Raw genomic sequence first — 16049 nt, 5'->3', positions numbered from 1 at the left:
GTTATGCCTTCACACAGCCTCTACCTATGACGGATGACAGAAACGCAAAGGGGGCCGTGATGCCGACGCTTCTTTCCATCGGACATGGCTATTCCGCCCGTGCCCTCGCGCCGCTTCTTCTGGCGCGCGGCTGGCGGGTGATCGGCACGACGCGCAGCGTAGAGAAGGCCGAAATGCTGCGCAGCGAAGGCGTGGAGCCGCTGGTCTGGGAAGGCGGGCCTCTGCCGCTCGATCAGGCGACGCATCTACTGAGTTCCGTGGCCCCGGGACCGGAGGGCGACCCGGTTCTCGCTGCGCAGCATTCCGAAATTGCTGCAGCGCAGCATCTGGAGTGGATCGGCTATCTTTCGACCGTCGGCGTCTATGGCGATCACGCGGGCGGCTGGGTCGATGAGGCAACGCCGCTGACCCCCTCGACCAAGCGCGGACAGGCGCGGGTGGAGGCCGAGGCGGCTTGGGGTGCGCTGGCCGCAGCCCGTGACCTGCCGCTCCATATCTTCCGGCTCGCGGGGATCTACGGCCCCGGGCGCGGACCCTTCGAGAAGGTACGGCAGGGCACAGCCCGGCGGATCGTCAAGGAGGGGCAGGTCTTCTCGCGCATCCATGTAGAGGATATCGCGCAGGTGCTGTTGGCCTCGATCGAGCATCCCGATCCGGGCGCAGTCTATAATGTCTGCGACGACGATCCTGCGTCGCCGCAGGACGTGATCGCCTATGCGGCTGAGCTGCTCGACCTGCCGCTGCCGCCTGAGGTCCCGTTCGAGGAGGCCGATCTCAGCCCAATGGCGCGCAGCTTCTATGCCGAGAGCAAGCGCGTGCGGAACGACAAGATCAAACGCGACCTTGGCGTCACGCTGCGCTACCCGGATTACCGCGAAGGGCTGCGCGCGCTGCTCGATCAGGCGGGCTGAAGCTCGACCCGCTTTTCACGCACCGGCAGATGCACGATGGCCGAGAACGCGCCCACGCCCACGCCGACCCACCAGACCAGCGTGTAATCGCCGTAGATGTCGTAGAGCTTGCCGCCCAGCCAGACGCCGAGGAAGGCGCCCACCTGATGCGAGAAGAAGACGATCCCGTAGAGCGTGCCCATGTAGCGCAGCCCGTAGATATGCGCGACCAGCCCCGAGGTCAGCGGCACCGTCGCAAGCCACAGCGCCCCCATCGCGAGCGAGAAGATCAGCACCGTCGCGGGCGTCATCGGCGTCAGGATGAAGGCGCCGGCGACGAAGGTCCGCAGCAGGTAAATCCCGGCCAGCAGGTATTTCTTCGACCAGCGTTTGCCCGCCCAGCCCGCGTAGATCGTGCCCACGATATTGGCCAGCCCGATTACCGAGATCGCCGCCGCGCCAAGCGCCGAGGTCGTCTCGATCCCGATCCCGGCGAGCAGCGATCCGGGTGGCACCGCGCCGCACATCTCGGTCACCATCGCGGGGAAGTGCGCGGTGATGAAGCCAAGCTGATAGCCGCAGGAGAAGAAGCCGAGGAAGATCAGCGTGTAAGACGGATCGCGGAAGGCGCGCATCAGGACGCTGCCCATGCTCTCGGCCAGTTCTTCGCGGCTGGCGCGTTCGGGCGCGCGGATCAGCGGCAGGAAGGCCAGCGAGGCGAGGATCACGGCGGCGAAGATCACGAAGACCGTCTGCCATGGGAAATGGCCCAGCAGCAGCTCCGCCATCGGGGCGCCGAAGACCTGCCCGGCCGAGCCTGCCGCCGTCGCGATGCCAAGCGCGAGCGAGCGGTTCTCGTCCGAGGTCGCGCGGCCCACCACGGCAAGGATCACGCCGAAGCCCGTACCCGCGATGCCGAAGCCCACGAGGATTTCCAGAAGCTGATGCTGTCCCGGCTCCACCGCGAAGGCCGAAAGCACGAGACCGAGCGCATAGACCAGCGCGCCGAGAATGATCGCCAGCCGGTCGCCCCAGCGCTCGGCAATCGCGCCGAAGATCGGCTGCCCGATCCCCCAGGCGAGGTTCTGCACCGCGATGGCGAGCGAGAATTCGGCGCGTGGCCAGTTGAACTCGCTGGCGATCGGAATCTGGAAAACGCCGAAGCTCGCCCGGATGGCGAAGCTCAGCATCAGGATCACGGCACCGCCGATCAGAACCGGCGTGAACAGTTTGGCTTGCGTCATTTTACATCTCCCGGCGGATCTCCCTTCCGCGCGGACCGCATATCGACATGTATGCTGCAGCGCGTCAATCTTGGGCTTGTCCGGGTCACAATCGCGCGGAGATGATGGCGCGCTGCCCTTGAACCTCCCCGGCAGCCGTGGCCCAATGTCGCGACTTTCGACGGGAGGCAGGATGTATACGGTTATCGGAACGGTCGGCTCGCGGACGCTGCGCGTGCTGTGGATGCTGGAAGAGCTGGGCGCGGAGTATCAGCATGTGCGGGCCGCGCCGCGCTCGGACGATGTCGTCGCTTTTAATCCGGCGGGCAAGGTGCCGGTGCTGGTCATCGACGGCACGCCGATCACCGATTCCACGGCGATTCTCACCTATCTCGCGGATGCGCATGGGAAATTCACGCATGAGGCGGGCACGCTGGAGCGCGCGCGGCAGGACAGTCTGACGCAATTCCTGCTCGATGAATTCGACGCGAATCTTTGGACCGCGGCGCGGCACAGCTTCATCCTGCCCGAGGAATTGCGGCTGTCGGGCATAAAGAATTCCCTGCGCTGGGAGTTCGAGCGGTCGCAGCGCACGCTGATCCATCGGATGGGCGAGGGAGAGTTCGTGATGGGCGAGGAAATGACCGTGCCCGATATCATTCTGGCGCATTGCCTCGACTGGGCGCTGATGGCGAAATTTCCGATCGTCGAGCATCGGCTGAGCGAATATCACGACCGGATGCGGGCGCGCCCCGCCTACAAACGCGCGGTGGCGATGCGCGACGGGTGAGGGGGCGGCCTACGAGCCCCCACTCCGCACCGGCAATCAGCCTTGACCCAAGTCATTCATCTGAAGGCGAGTAGCCGTCGGTGAGGGTTTGCAGGAAGGCGATGATATCCGCCTGATCGGCCTCGGTCAGCGCGTCGCCATCCTCGGGCGCGCGTCCGAACGGCGCATCGGCGCGGTCGATATTTCCCTGATAGCGGGCGGGCAGATCGTCGAACCGCTCAACCTGACCGTCGCGTATGGGATAGATCGCGCGCGGGTCGCTGTCGCGCTTGGCGTAGAAACGCAGCACCTGTTTCAGGCTCGTATAGACCCCGTTGTGAAAGAAGACGTGCCGGGTCGCGACATTGCGCAGGCTCGGGGTCTTGAACATCCCGCAATTGCCGGGCTGCGTCGAAATCGCATCATGGCGCAGCGGGCCGCAGAGGCCGAGATCGACATAATGCGGATCGGCATTGGCCGGGATCGCCGGGTTGCGCGGCACGCCGAGCGCCTCGTATTCGTAATCGGTGAATTGCGGCGGACGACCGTCGGCGGACCGCGTGTCGAGATGACAGGCCGCGCAATTGCCTTTCCTCGGATCGTCGAAAAGCGCACGCCCGCGGGCCTCTGGGGGCGACAGCTGCGCCTCACCCGCGAGAACGGCATCGTATTTGCTGGTATAGGGGTGAAATTCCACCGCCTCGGTCTGGTAGCGCGACAGCGCGAAGGCAGCCTCGTCGATCAGCATCTTGTCGTCGTCACGCACGGACCCGCCGAAGAGCTGCGCGAAGCGGTCGCCGTAGCGCGCTCGCAGGGTCGCGGCGAGAGTTGCGCGGTCGGGCTCTGCCATCTCGAAATGGGTGAAGAGGACAGCCAGCGCCTGCTCTTGCAGCGTGTCCGCGCGCCCGTCCCAGAACAGACCGCCGCGCGGCACCGGGCTCGCAGCAGGGGGCGCGCCAGCGGTTTTTCGCGGCGCGGGCTGGGTGGAGGCGCTTGGCGCTGCAGTCTCTTTCGCGCCCGTCCCCTGCTGTGCGACCGCCAGCGGCGCGGCCTCGCCCGCCTCCGAGGTCGGGTCGAGCACGCCGAAGGTGAAGGGCGGCGTCTGGCGCTTATAAGTGAGCGAGGGCACCGCGCGCAGCCCCGGCAGGTCGAGATGCGGCCCGCCAAGCTGCACTGCGCGGGCGTTGGCGGGGGCGAAGTGATTTTTCGGGTCGTGGCAGCTCGCGCAGCTCATCTGGCCACTGGCTGACAGCGTGGGGTCGGAAAACAGCGCCTTGCCGATCGCGGCCACGGCGCTCAGATCGACATCGCCCTGAGGGCGCGCACCCGGCGCGGGATCGGTCGCCGCCCCGACGGAGGCGGCCGAAAGGAAAGCCGCGAGCGTGATGCTCGCGGCCCCCTCTGCCGAACGGATCGTCTTGGGAGTGATCAATCGTAGGTTCGGCAATCTCATCGCCTCAACCCTTCGGGGTGCCGGTGGCAGGGTCGAGGATCAGCTTACCATTGGCCGCTTTCGAGAAGTCGAACATGCCGTTGAGCGTGCCCGCCTGTGCGTCGAAGGAGCCCTGACCGATGCGCTGCCCGTTCAGCCAGTTATCCTCGATGAACTTGGTGACCGAGGATTGATCGACCAGCGTGTGATCCACCGCGTTCTTCTTCGCATAGGGCGAGATCACCAGCATCGGGATGCGGGTGCCGTAGCCGCAGCGGCCCTGCGCCGGCTTGCCGTCGAGACCGGGCAGCGTCTTGTCGCTGGCGCAGTTGCTGCCATTGAGCACGTCATAGCCCGCGACCGGGATGTTCGAGCCGTTCACCACCGCCATCGCGTGGTCATACCAGCCATCGGAGTCGTCATAGGTCACGACGATCGCCGTGTCCTTCCAGCCCTTCGATTGCTGCAGCGCGTTGACCGCGTTGACGATGAACTCCTGCCCGTCGAGCGGGTCGGAATAGCCCGCATGGCCGTCCTGATAGGCGGACGCTTTCAGGAACGTCACCGCCGGCAGGTTGCCGTTCTTCAGCGCAGCGTAGAAATCCTTGCTGTCATATTGGTGGTTCGCGCCGCCATCGTCCGAGGTGCCGATTGCATCGACCGAGGCGGGCCGGGTGTGATCGAGGTTCTGGGTCGATTTGTAATACTGGAAGGGCTCGTGGTGGGGGATGTAGTCCTTCGAGGTCTCGCCGGTCACCTGCGAGAGCGAGGAGCGGTCGCAGCCGGTGGTGCCGTTGCCGTTCACCGCGGTCAGATCGAAGCCGCCCTCGAACCAGCCCCAAGTGACGTTCTTCGCGTTCAGAAGATCGCCGATATTCTTGCCGCCCATCAGTGTCGTCGGGTATTTCGGGTTCGAGCAGACATCGCCGGTCGGGTCGAGATCCGAGATCATGGTCCAGCCGCCATTGCCGTCGGGCACGACGCGGCCCTTGTCATAGGTGCCATCGGCCGCGAGTTTGTAGCCCTTGGGCAGCACCGCGCCATTGGTCTGGCCCGAGACGAGGTTGATCGCGCCGGGCGTCGAGGGGCCGAAGGTGCTCGAGAAGGCGTTGTCGTTCATCGTGTAGGCCTGCGCGTAGTTCCACAGCGCGGTGACGGTGTTGCCGTCATAATAGCCCATCACCTGACCCTTGGTGCCGAAGGCGCCCGTGCCGCCCTTGGTGCCCTTGCCGGTATTGGCCGGGAAGGCATCCATCTTGCCGCCGTGGAACGCGGCCTGCTCGGCGGTGTAGCCGTGGTTCTGGTCCGCAGTCGCGGCCTGCGTCCGGTCGAGCCGGAACGGGGCGGCGGCATTCGCGCCATTCGCGGCATTGGTCTTGTTGGGGTTGTTCTTCAGCAGACCGGCGCTTGCGAGCGTATCGGCCTTGGGCGTGTCCTTCGCGGCGGTGAATTGCGGCTCGCCCTTGGGGTTCGCAGCGTTCGGATAGGTCGCGAAGTAATGGTCGAAGGAGACGTTCTCCTGAAAGATCACCACGAGGTGCTTGATCGGGGTGGCGGTCTGGGTGTCGGCGGCGGCGGAGGTGCCCGCTTGGGCGGTCGCGGCGGCGCAAGCCAGCGCGAGTGCGCTGACGGCACCGGTGAGGCGGAGCGTGTCGGTCATCTAAAGTCCCTCATTCAAATGGCAGCTTCCCCGTGAGCTACGGGGCGCGTGGCATCTCGCTAGGAACGGCGTTTGGCAATTTGGTGACAGTCCCGCTCACGCACCATCACCACTGGGTGAGACCCCCGCGGATGCACGCGGATGGGATGCGGCGTGAGCGTTCGGTGATCGGCCTGGGCGGTGGCGATGCGCGACGGGTGAGGGGGGCGCTGCCCCCGGTCGCCGGAGGGCGACAAGCAATGCGGAAAGAGGGGGCTCTGCCCCCGGTCCTACGGACCTCCCCCCGGGATATTTACATCAAGGGGAAGAGAGCCGTTGGGCCGCGGCGCGCCCGGCATGGCGGCCTGAAGCGAGGCAGGCGGTCAGCAGGTAGCCGCCCGTCGGGGCCTCCCAGTCGAGCATCTCGCCCGCGGCGAAGACGCCGGGCAGGGCTGTCAGTTCCAGATCGTCGGTGAGGCTGTCCCATGCGATGCCGCCCGCGCTGGAGATCGCCTCGGCGATCGGGCGCGGCGGGCCGAGCGGGATACGCAGAGATTTGAGCGTTGCTGCAAGCTGCGCCGGGTCCTTGGGCAGCGGGCGGCCCCATTCCAGCGCAAGCGCGAGTTTCACCGGATCCAGCTTCGCGCCTTTGCGCAGGCGGTTCGTCAGGCTCTGTTTCGGCGGGATTTTCGCAAGCCGCGCGGCGAGGTCTTCGGCGCTTTGATCCGGGGCGAGATCGAGGCTCAACGGCGCGCCCTCGCGCAACTCGGTGGAGAGTTCATAGATGCCGCCGCCTTCGAGCCCGCGCTCCGAGATCACGAATTCTCCGCGCGTGCGCCGCGTCGGCGTAATCAGCGCCGCACCTTTCACGGGCTGGCCAAGCTGGTTTGTCATATGCGCCGACCAGTCGATCTCGAAGCCCATATTGGCGGGGGTGAATAGGGTGATCTCCACGCCTTTCGCGCTCAGCCACGGCACCCAGGCCGCATCCGAGCCAAGCCGCGGCCAGCTTGCGCCGCCGAGCGCGAGGATCGTAGCGTCGGGCCTCAGGCTCTGACGGCCTTCGGGCGTGTCGAAGATCAGCGCTGCGCCGTCGAAGCCTTGCCAGCGCCAGCGGGTGTGGATCGTGACGCCGAGGGATTCGAGCCGCGCGATCCAGGCGCGCAGCATCGGCGAGGCTTTCATCACGGTCGGGAAGACCCGACCGGTGGAGCCGGTAAACAGCTCGATCCCAAGATCGCGGGCGAAGCTCTGCGCCGCCTCGGGGCCGAAATCGCGGGTGATCGCGGTGATCTGCGGGTGGGAATAGTGGGACAGGAAGGCGTCGAGCGGCTCGTCCCTCGTCAGGTTCAGTCCGGATTTTCCCGCCATCAGGAATTTGCGCGCGAGCGTCGGTTTGGCCTCTGCCAGTGTGACGGAGACGCCGGCCCGCGCCAGTTCCTCGGCTGCCATCAGGCCCGCCGGGCCGCCACCGATGACGAGCGCGGATTTCGCCGCCGCGCTCACCGCCGGGCCAGCATCGCGAGCCGCATCAGCGCGCGCTCCATCACCGCCATTTGCGGCGCGCGGCTGGCGGAGCGCAACGTCAGATCGGTCTCGACCAGTTCCTTCAGCGCGGTCTCGAGCTTGTACATGCCCCAGCTTTGCGCCTGCCGCTGCATCCTGTCGCGGCGCGGGCCGAAGATCGGCGGGCGCATCCGGGCGATGCCGGCACCCGGGCCCTGCGGGTCGGAAGCGGCGGCATGCAGCGCGCGGAAATGGCGCATCGCGGCGATGGCGAGTTGCACGGGCTGCACCCCTTGGCTTTCCAGCCGCCGCATCACCGGGCCAAGCTCTGGTGCGCGGCCCTCGGCCACGATGGAGAGCACATCATCGACGCCCGCCTCGACCGAAGACGGCGCGCAGGCGGCCACGTCGGCGGGGCCAAGTGGCGTGGTGTCGCCGAATTTGTAGAGCGAGATCTTCTCGACGGTCTGGCGGAAATCGCCCGGATCGAGCGCGCGCGACAGCGCCACGAGGTCGGTCATCGCGTCGTTCGAGATGTCGCGCAGACCGGCGCGGCGCAGGATATCCTCGATCTCCTCGCGGCTCGGCGGGTCGTCGTAAATCCCGACGGAATAGGCGTTGTTGTGGCCCTCGAAGGCTTTGCGCAGCTTCGATTTCGCGGCGAGCGAGCCTGCGGTGACCACGATCTGCGCGTCGCCCTCGCGCCATTCGTCGAGCGCGGTCTTCACCGCGTCCGAGACCGCATCGGTCGCATCCTCGACGAAAGCCACGCGCGGGCCGGGGAAGAAGCCGACCTCCTTAATCGCATCGAGCAGCAGCGAGGGTTGCTTGCGCAGATCGCCGCCCGCGATCCGGCTCAGGCGCATCTCTTCTTCGCCCTTCGGGCCGATCAGTGCGGCGATGACTTCCTGCCGCCGCAGCGCCACGCGCATCGCATCGCCCCCGAAGATCAGCAGGCCGGTGCGCTCGGGCTCGGGTTTGGCGAAATAGCGGGTCGCTGCTACGCCGGTCAGCTTCATTCCGGCAGACCCGGCGCTTGTGACAGCAGGCGCGTCACGATCTGATCGGCGAGGATCACCATCAGACGGCGATGCGCGTCTTCCTGCGCGGCCTGCGAGGCGACCACGGTGCCGGTTGCGGACCACGAGGTGAAGGAGGTCACGCGCCCGGTCAGTAGCACGGCATTATCCGCCGCATCGCGCAGCGTGTAATCCACCGTGCCGTTGAGCTGGTAGCGTGTCGTCGCGTTGTCGGGCGAGATGCCCTGACCGAGCGACTCGGTGTCGATCTTGTAGTCGAGCCGGTAGCGGGTGACCTGCGAGGCCCCCAACCGCGCGTTCAGCTGCTGAACGAGGGCGAAGGCGTCGCGTGTCGTGGGCGCAGCCGGTTCGACCCCTTCGAGCAGCTTCGCAGCCCCGCCCTGAGGCCCGTAGGCCGGGGTGAAGCCGCAGCCCGCGAGCAGGCCTGCGGCCCCCGCGAGTCCCAGAAATCCGCGTCTGTCAGATGACCACATTGACGATCCGCCCCGGCACAACGATCAGCTTCTTGGGCTGGCCACCGGCCAGCGCCTTCACGACAGCTTCGTCGGCCAGAACCAGCTTTTCAACCTCTTCCTTCGGCATGTCCTTGGGTACCGAGATTTCGGCGCGGCGCTTGCCGTTGATCTGGATCGGCAGCGTCACCGAATCCTCGACCAGCAGCGCCGGGTCGGCCTCGGGCCAACGCGCCGCGATCACGAAGCCCTCGCCGCCCAGCATCGACCAGACCTCTTCGGCGAGGTGCGGGACCATCGGTGCCAGCAGTTGCGCCATAAGCTTCATCGCGTCGTGCTTGGTCTCGGCTCCGGCCTGCGATTTCGACATCGTGTTGGTCAGGCCATAAAGCGTGGCGACCGCCTTGTTGAAGGTGAAGCCCTCGATCGACTTGGTGACTTCGTCGATCGCCTTATGGGTGGCCTTCAGGAGCGCCGTGTCCTCCGCCTCATTCGCGGGCGCATCCGAATTGGCGATATCGTCGGCAATGCGGTGCACGCGGGCGAGGAATTTCGAGGTCGCTTCGGCGCCGGCGGCGGTCCATTCGACGTCCCGCTCGGGCGGGCTGTCGGACATCACGAAGAAGCGGGCGGTATCGGCCCCGAACTCGGCGATGATGTTCATCGGATCGACGACGTTCTTCTTCGATTTCGACATCTTGGCCGAGGGGATGGTCTCGACCGCTTCGCCCGTCGCCTTCAGCTTGCCGTCCTCGACCTCTTCGGGGAGGTGGTAGACAGGGCGATTCTTGGCGTCGCGCGTGAGGTAGATCTCATGCGTCACCATGCCTTGCGTGAACAGCGCATCGAAAGGCTCGATCGCTTTCGCGGGCAGGTGGCCGGTCTTGTGCATCGCGCGGGCATAGAAGCGCGAATAGAGCAGGTGCAGAATCGCATGCTCGATACCGCCGATATATTGATCGACGTTCATCCAGTACTCGGCCTCGGCCGGATCGGTCGGCGTGGCGGCACCCGGCGAGGTGAAGCGCGCGTAATACCAGCTCGAATCGACGAACGTGTCCATCGTATCGGTCTCGCGCTGACCGGGCCCGCCGCAATTCGGACAGGTGCAGTCGCGCCAGCTCGGATGGCGATCCAGCGGGTTGCCGGGAATCGAGAAGTCGATCTTCTGGCCGTCCTCATCGTAGGGAAGCTCGACGGGGAGGTTTTCCTTCTTCTCCGGCACCACGCCGCAGGTCTCGCAATGCACGACCGGGATCGGGCAGCCCCAGTAGCGCTGGCGGCTCAGGCCCCAGTCGCGCAGGCGGAACTTGGTCACGCCCTGACCGATGCCGTTTTCCTCGCAGAAGGCGATGGCACTCGCGACGCCCTCTTCGCCGGTCTGCACCTCGTCGCCCGCGAAGCCGCGGATGTAGCTGACTTTCTCGGATTTCAGCGGAACGTATTCGGCCTCGGGGTAGTCGCCCTCGACCGGCTCGAAGACGGGCGTGATCGGCAGCTCGTATTTCGTCGCGAATTCGAAGTCGCGCGCGTCATGCGCCGGGCAGCCGAAGATCGCGCCGGTGCCGTAATCCATCAGGATGAAGTTGGCGATATAGACCGGCAGCTCCCAGCTCGTGTCGAGCGGGTGGCGGACCTTGATGCCGGTATCCATCCCCAGCTTCTCGGCGGTCTCGATGGCTTCTTCCGTCGTGCCGCCCGCGCGGCATTTCGCGACGAATTCCGCGACCTTGGGATCGTGCCGCTCCAGATGCTTGGCGAGCGGGTGATCGGGCGAGATCGCCGCAAAGCTCGCGCCGCGTAGCGTGTCGGGGCGGGTGGTGTAGACTTCCAGCCGGTCGAAGCCTTCCGGCGCATCGACGGTCGAGAAGGCGAATTGCAGGCCGCGCGACTTGCCGATCCAGTTGGCCTGCATCAGGCGCACCTTCTCGGGCCAGTCCTTGAGGTTGTCGAGCGCGTCGAGCAATTCCTCGGCGTAGTCGGAGATCTTGAAGAACCACTGCGTCAGCTCTCGGCGTTCGACTTCCGCGCCCGAGCGCCAGCCCTTGCCGTCGATCACCTGCTCATTGGCGAGCACGGTCATGTCGACCGGGTCCCAGTTCACCACCGCGTTCTTGCGATAGACGAGACCGGCCTCGAGCATGTCGATGAACATCGCCTGCTGCTGACCGTAATAGTCCGGGTCGCAGGTCGCGAATTCGCGCGACCAGTCGATCGAGAGGCCGAGCGGCTTCATCTGGTCCTTCATCACGGCGATATTGCCGTAGGTCCAGTCCTTCGGGTGGCCGTTATTGTCCATCGCGGCGTTCTCGGCGGGCATCCCGAAGGCGTCCCAGCCCATCGGATGCAGCACGGAAAAGCCCTTGGCCATCTTATAGCGCGCGACGACGTCGCCCATCGTGTAGTTGCGCACGTGGCCCATATGGATGCGGCCCGACGGGTAGGGGAACATCTCGAGGACGTAATATTTCGGTTTGGCCGGGTCACGGCGCGCGGCGAAGAGATCCGCCTTGTTCCAAGCCTCTTGCCATTTCGTCTCGCTCTGGCTCGGTTCGTAGCGTGCCATGTCGGGCCCCTCATCACGTCAAATTCTGCGCGAGCTTGCTACACTGGCCTTGGGGGCGAGGTCCAGCCGCCGCGCTCATTTGGACAGAAATATCCCCGCCGGAGGCTGGCTCGGGCGGGGATCTGAATGCGTCCTGCGGTCGCCTTGCGGGAATCAGAGTTGCGAGTCGCGGACCCGCAGCTGACGTGCACGGGTGAGAATCGCGTTCTCCACGGCGCGCTGCGTATCGGCGGAAACTGCGCCACCCCGGGTGCGGATCGACACTTTGAGCGAACGCGCATCGAGCGCCGGGTCGGTCACGTAAACCGTGGCCTTGTAGGCGCGACCGCCGCCCGGCGGGGTGCCGTAGCCGGTCATGATGACACCGGAGAAGGGGTCAACCTCTTGAATCGGCAGGAAGTCGAGCACTTCGAGCGAAGCCTGCCAGAGATACTTGTTCACCTCGACGGTGATGTTCGGATCGCCATTTCCGCCGAAAATATCCCAAACGGTCGATTTCTTCTGAACGCGGCGCGTCGGGCCGTCGATCACGGCTTCGTTCGAGCCGGGGGTGTGGTCGAGCTGATTGGCTTCGCGCTGTGAAGCGGTAGCCCCGCTGCCACCCGAGAAGATGTTGCCGCTCGAGATACCCTTGCCGCAGCCTGCGAGCACGAGGCACACGCCCAGAATTGCCGTGCGTTTCAAAAGGGTTCTGGAAGTCATGCGAAGCTGTCCCCGTCGGCCTGCGTCATTGATTGCCTTTTCTCTAGCTCATGGCCCCCAGCCCGACAAGGTTTTTCCCCTTTGCCCCCGGATTTCGACCGACCGGCGCCTCGGGGGAATGCCGCCCGATGCCGCTATACGCGCGTGTAAGGGGCATTGTAGGGCGGTGTCAGAGGCCAACCGCAATTGCACGCTGACGTTACTGTGACATGTCTGCACCATCAAACACCCTATTCGACCCGGGCGGGCGCTTTGAGTTGCAATGAAAGGGGTGGGGAGAGAAAACACCGTCATACCCAACTTCGGATTCCCCAGGTTGGGGGTTACCTGTAAGACAATGAGGGAAAACGATGAAAAAGGTTCTCTTCGCGACGACCGCGCTCGTGTTCTCGGCTGGCATCGCTGCCGCTGAGGTCTCGGTTGGCGGCGACGGCCGCATGGGTGTCGTCTACAACGGCGACGACTGGAATTTCTCGAGCCGCATCCGCGTCTCGTTCACCGCTTCGGGCACCACCGACGGTGGCCTCGAGTTCGGCGGCTCCGTCCGTGCTGACCAAGCTATCGCTGCTACCCGCGGCACCTCGGCTTCGGTCTACATCTCGGGCGCGTTCGGCAAGCTCTCGATGGGCGACGTTGTCGGCGCTCCGGAAGCTCTGTTCGGCGACTTCTATGAAGTTGGCTACACCGACCTGTCGTCGGCTGGCGGTTCGAACGACATCGGCTACCTGACGGCTGACAACGGCGGCAACGTCGACTGCACCAGCGTCGGTCCGGGCATCAGCGCTTGCGCCAACTCCGGCCCGAACCTGCTGTACACCGGCACCTTCGGTGCGTTCTCGGTCGCAGCCTCGATGTCGGACGGCAAGCTGAACGGCGCAACCATCGGCGGTCTCGGCGTTCCGGTCGCGGTCGGCAACAGCACCGTTGCTACGCTCACCACCGAGACCTCGGTCACCCAAGAGTACGCCATCGCTGGCGCTTACACCTTCGGCAACTACACCGTTGGCATGGGCTACGAGTACTCGAACGGCCGCAACCAGCTCTCGGGCACCGACATGGACGTCGACATGATCTCGCTCGCTGGCGTCGGTCAGTTCGGCAACACCTCGGTCAAAGCCGTGATCGCTCACCGCGGTCAGGATGCTGACGTTGATTGGTACGGCATCGGTGCTTCGTCGGTCTTCGGCGCAACCACCGTTGGCGGCTACATCCAGTACGCTGAAGACAACAACGCCAACACCGACGTGACCTGGTACGGTCTCGGCGCTGAGTACGACCTCGGCGGCGGCGCGTCGATCAAAGGCGGTATCGCTGACTCCGACGTTTCGGGTTCGGACGCGGTTGCTGACCTCGGCGTGAAGTTCTCGTTCTAATCCTTCGGGACAGAACGATGGGAAGAGCGGGCCTTGCGCCCGCTCTTTTCTTTTTTGGCCCGGCGGTGTTTCTTGGGCGCGCTGACGAGGGAGGGCCAGATGGGACTGAGCGAGATTCAGGCGCGGATCGCGAAAGCGGAAGCAGAGGCAGGGCGCGAGACGGGATCGGTGAAACTGATCGCCGTGTCCAAGGTTCAGCCCGCCGAGCGAGTCGAGGCGGTTCTGCGCGAAGGCCATCGGCTGTTCGGCGAAAACTATGTGCAGGAAGCGCAGGGCAAGTGGCCCGCCTGGCGCGAGGAATTTCCCGGCTGCGAAGTTCATATGATCGGGCCGCTGCAATCGAACAAGGCGAAGCTGGCGGTGGAGCTGTTCGAGGCGATTCACACGCTCGACCGGCCCTCGCTGGGCAAGAAGCTGGCCAATCTGGCGCAGACGCGCGGGGCTTCGCCGGACCTTTTCATTCAGGTCAATACCGGGTGCGAGCCGCAAAAGGCGGGCGTGCTGCCCGATGATCTCGACGCTTTCGTCGCGGATATGCGCGGGAAGGACCTGCCGGTCGTCGGTCTGATGTGCATCCCGCCCGAATCCGAGGACCCCGCGCCGCATTTCGCGATGCTGGGCGAGATGGCCGGGCGCAACGGGCTCGACGGTCTGTCGATGGGGATGAGTTCCGATTTCGAGAAAGCGATCGCGGCGGGCGCGACCCATGTGCGTGTGGGTTCGGCGATCTTCGGCGCGCGCGACTATTCCTAAGCTTTGTCGCGGGCGTTGAGCGCCGGGGGCTTTCCGCCCCCGGACCCCCGGAGGATATTTCCGCCAAGCCGAAGGGGAATCTCCAGCGGCTCGCCCGGTGCGATGCGCTGTGCGATCCAGATCAGGTGATCGCGGCGGAAGGCGAGGCAGCCCGCAGTCGGGTAGCCCGCCCGGCGGCGCTGATGCAGGAAGATGGCCGAGCCTTTGCCTGCCTCTGCGGTCGGATAGTTCCAATCGGTCACCAGAACGATGTCGTAGAGGGGATCGGCGCGCCGCATCGCCTCATGCGAAGCGGGGTAGGGGGCGCGAACCAAGTGGTTATAGGCCGAATCCCCGGTCGCGTCGCACCACAGATCGCGCGGACCGACCGGTTCGGCCCAGTCCTGAGGCGCGACGATCCGATCCGCGCGGTAGAACATGCGCAGGATATGCAGCCGTCCCGAGGGGGTCGCGCCGTCGCCCTCCTGCTTGGTACCGGTGACGCCGCCGCGGCCGATCTCGACTGGGAAGCGGCGGCCGCGGAACAGCAGGCCCGTGGGCGTTAGGCGCATCACAGGATATGCCCCGATTTCGCGGCTTTCGTGGCGAGGTAGTTCTCGTTGTGGCGGCTCATGCCGACCTTCAGCGGCACGCGTTCGGTCACGTCGATGCCGTTGGCTTCCAGCATCGCCACCTTGGCGGGGTTGTTGGTCAACAGCCGCACCTGCGAAAACCCGAGCTTGCGCAGCAGCGCGGCGCCGATGCGGAAATCGCGTTCGTCATCCTCGAAACCGAGCCGGTGGTTCGCTTCGACCGTGTCGAAACCCTGATCCTGCAGCGAATAGGCGCGCATCTTGTTGGCAAGCCCGATCCCGCGCCCTTCCTGATTGAGATAGAGCAGGATGCCCGCGCCCTCATGGCCCATCAGCGTCAGCGCCGCGTCCAGCTGCGGGCCGCAATCGCATTTCAGCGAGCCCAGCACGTCGCCGGTGAAGCAGGCCGAATGCAGCCGCGCGAGCACAGGTTTGGAGCGATCCGGACGACCGATCTCGATCGCGTAATGCTCCTCTGCGCCATTATCGGGGCGGAAGATATGCAGCCGACCGGCTTCTGCGGCGCGCATCGGCACGCGCGCGGCGGAGACCGGCGCGAAAGCCTGCGGGATGTCGGCAGCGGCAAGCGCCTCTTCGGCGGTGATGCAGGTCAGATCCGTCGGCGCAGGGTCGGGCGCTGCGACCATCAGCGCTGCGGGCAGAAGCTGCGCCGATTTCGCCAGCCGGATCGCGGCGCGGGCGAGGTCCGCATCGCCGCCGCGGAGCGCCTTGAGCGGTCCTTTCATCGGCACGCGCAGATCGTCTGCCGGATCGGCGAGCGCGCGCAGCCAGAGCAGATCGGCGTCAGAGGGCACCTCGATTCGCGCGATATCGGCGTCGTAGACGCGCGCTTTCAGCGTCTCGGCCCGGCGCGCGGTCAGGACCAGCGTCAGCGGCCCCAGCGCGCGCAACGCCGCCAGCCGCTCGGGCGAGAGCGTCTCGACCGCCACGGTGAGGTGATCGGACAGCAAAACGGGCAGCCCCATGCGCAGATCGGCGCGGGCGCGATTCAGTCGTTCAGCCGGGCTCGGCCCGAGGGAAAAATTGCCGGTCATGCGCTCTGAGATAGCCTCGACTGTAACAAATTGAAATATCTCCCGGTGATTCGACACGTCAGCGTGAGATAGGTTTC

Annotated in this window: 14 protein-coding genes; 4 read left to right on the top strand and 10 right to left on the bottom strand. The window is 65.6% G+C overall.

All coding sequences use genetic code 11. From position 1 onward, the window contains the following. Positions 1-59: 59 nt before the first annotated feature. Complete coding sequence (locus tag BMI85_RS09500; protein ID WP_078601134.1) at positions 60-911, top strand: SDR family oxidoreductase; 852 nt, start codon at positions 60-62, stop codon at positions 909-911. On the opposite strand, the gene BMI85_RS09495 is transcribed toward BMI85_RS09500, so the two are convergent. After that, positions 899-2134: an MFS transporter gene (locus BMI85_RS09495; protein ID WP_078571153.1), complete on the bottom strand. Its 1236-nt coding sequence runs from the start codon at positions 2132-2134 to the stop codon at positions 899-901. The genes BMI85_RS09500 and BMI85_RS09495 overlap by 13 nt on opposite strands. Before the next feature lie 172 nt (positions 2135-2306). Here BMI85_RS09495 and BMI85_RS09490 point away from each other — a divergent pair, with 172 nt between their 5' ends. After that, positions 2307-2903 carry a glutathione S-transferase family protein gene (locus BMI85_RS09490; RefSeq protein ID WP_078542496.1) on the top strand — a complete coding sequence of 199 codons (597 nt, stop codon included), beginning with the start codon at positions 2307-2309 and terminating at the stop codon, positions 2901-2903. Between the two features lie 52 nt (positions 2904-2955). Here the strand turns inward: BMI85_RS09490 and BMI85_RS09485 are convergent, their stop codons facing one another. From BMI85_RS09485 to BMI85_RS09460, 7 genes are all read right to left on the bottom strand, one after another. After that, positions 2956-4314, bottom strand: a complete 1359-nt coding sequence (locus BMI85_RS09485; protein ID WP_210402329.1) for a cytochrome c peroxidase — start codon at positions 4312-4314, stop codon at positions 2956-2958. Positions 4315-4339: 25 nt separating this feature from the next. Further along, positions 4340-5974 (bottom strand): alkaline phosphatase family protein, encoded by a 1635-nt coding sequence (locus tag BMI85_RS09480; protein WP_078600943.1) that lies wholly within the window; start codon positions 5972-5974, stop codon positions 4340-4342. Between the two features lie 297 nt (positions 5975-6271). Then, a complete protein-coding gene (locus BMI85_RS09475; RefSeq protein ID WP_168174761.1) occupies positions 6272-7459 on the bottom strand; it encodes a TIGR03862 family flavoprotein in 1188 nt (395 codons plus the stop codon). After that, positions 7456-8478, bottom strand: a complete 1023-nt coding sequence (holA, locus tag BMI85_RS21130; RefSeq protein WP_093477030.1) for a DNA polymerase III subunit delta — start codon at positions 8476-8478, stop codon at positions 7456-7458. The genes BMI85_RS09475 and holA overlap by 4 nt, the downstream gene beginning before the upstream one ends. After that, on the bottom strand, positions 8475-8972 hold the full coding sequence (lptE, locus tag BMI85_RS09470; RefSeq protein ID WP_078549513.1) for an LPS assembly lipoprotein LptE: 498 nt from the start codon (positions 8970-8972) through the stop codon (positions 8475-8477). The genes holA and lptE overlap by 4 nt, the downstream gene beginning before the upstream one ends. Beyond that, complete coding sequence (gene leuS, locus BMI85_RS09465) at positions 8959-11517, bottom strand: leucine--tRNA ligase (protein WP_078600939.1); 2559 nt, start codon at positions 11515-11517, stop codon at positions 8959-8961. The genes lptE and leuS overlap by 14 nt, the downstream gene beginning before the upstream one ends. Before the next feature lie 153 nt (positions 11518-11670). Next, entirely contained in the window at positions 11671-12219 is a 549-nt protein-coding gene (locus tag BMI85_RS09460) for a DUF3576 domain-containing protein (RefSeq protein ID WP_078600937.1), read from the bottom strand. A gap of 350 nt (positions 12220-12569) precedes the next feature. Here BMI85_RS09460 and BMI85_RS09455 point away from each other — a divergent pair, with 350 nt between their 5' ends. Continuing rightward, positions 12570-13592: a porin gene (locus BMI85_RS09455; RefSeq protein ID WP_078600935.1), complete on the top strand. Its 1023-nt coding sequence runs from the start codon at positions 12570-12572 to the stop codon at positions 13590-13592. 99 nt (positions 13593-13691) lie between these two features. Further along, complete coding sequence (locus BMI85_RS09450; protein ID WP_078600933.1) at positions 13692-14345, top strand: YggS family pyridoxal phosphate-dependent enzyme; 654 nt, start codon at positions 13692-13694, stop codon at positions 14343-14345. Here the strand turns inward: BMI85_RS09450 and BMI85_RS09445 are convergent. Together BMI85_RS09445 and ribA are read right to left on the bottom strand one after the other, a co-directional pair. Further along, positions 14342-14896, bottom strand: a complete 555-nt coding sequence (locus BMI85_RS09445; RefSeq protein WP_078600931.1) for a L,D-transpeptidase family protein — start codon at positions 14894-14896, stop codon at positions 14342-14344. The genes BMI85_RS09450 and BMI85_RS09445 overlap by 4 nt on opposite strands. After that, positions 14896-15972: a GTP cyclohydrolase II gene (gene ribA / locus BMI85_RS09440; RefSeq protein WP_078600929.1), complete on the bottom strand. Its 1077-nt coding sequence runs from the start codon at positions 15970-15972 to the stop codon at positions 14896-14898. The genes BMI85_RS09445 and ribA overlap by 1 nt, the downstream gene beginning before the upstream one ends. Positions 15973-16049 lie beyond the last annotated feature (77 nt).

It is taken from the genome of Thioclava sp. DLFJ4-1 (assembly GCF_002020145.1).
Taxonomy (GTDB): domain Bacteria; phylum Pseudomonadota; class Alphaproteobacteria; order Rhodobacterales; family Rhodobacteraceae; genus Thioclava; species Thioclava sediminum.
The sequence above is the reverse complement of the archived record's forward strand: the minus strand, read 5'-3'. Positions and strand labels throughout refer to the sequence as shown.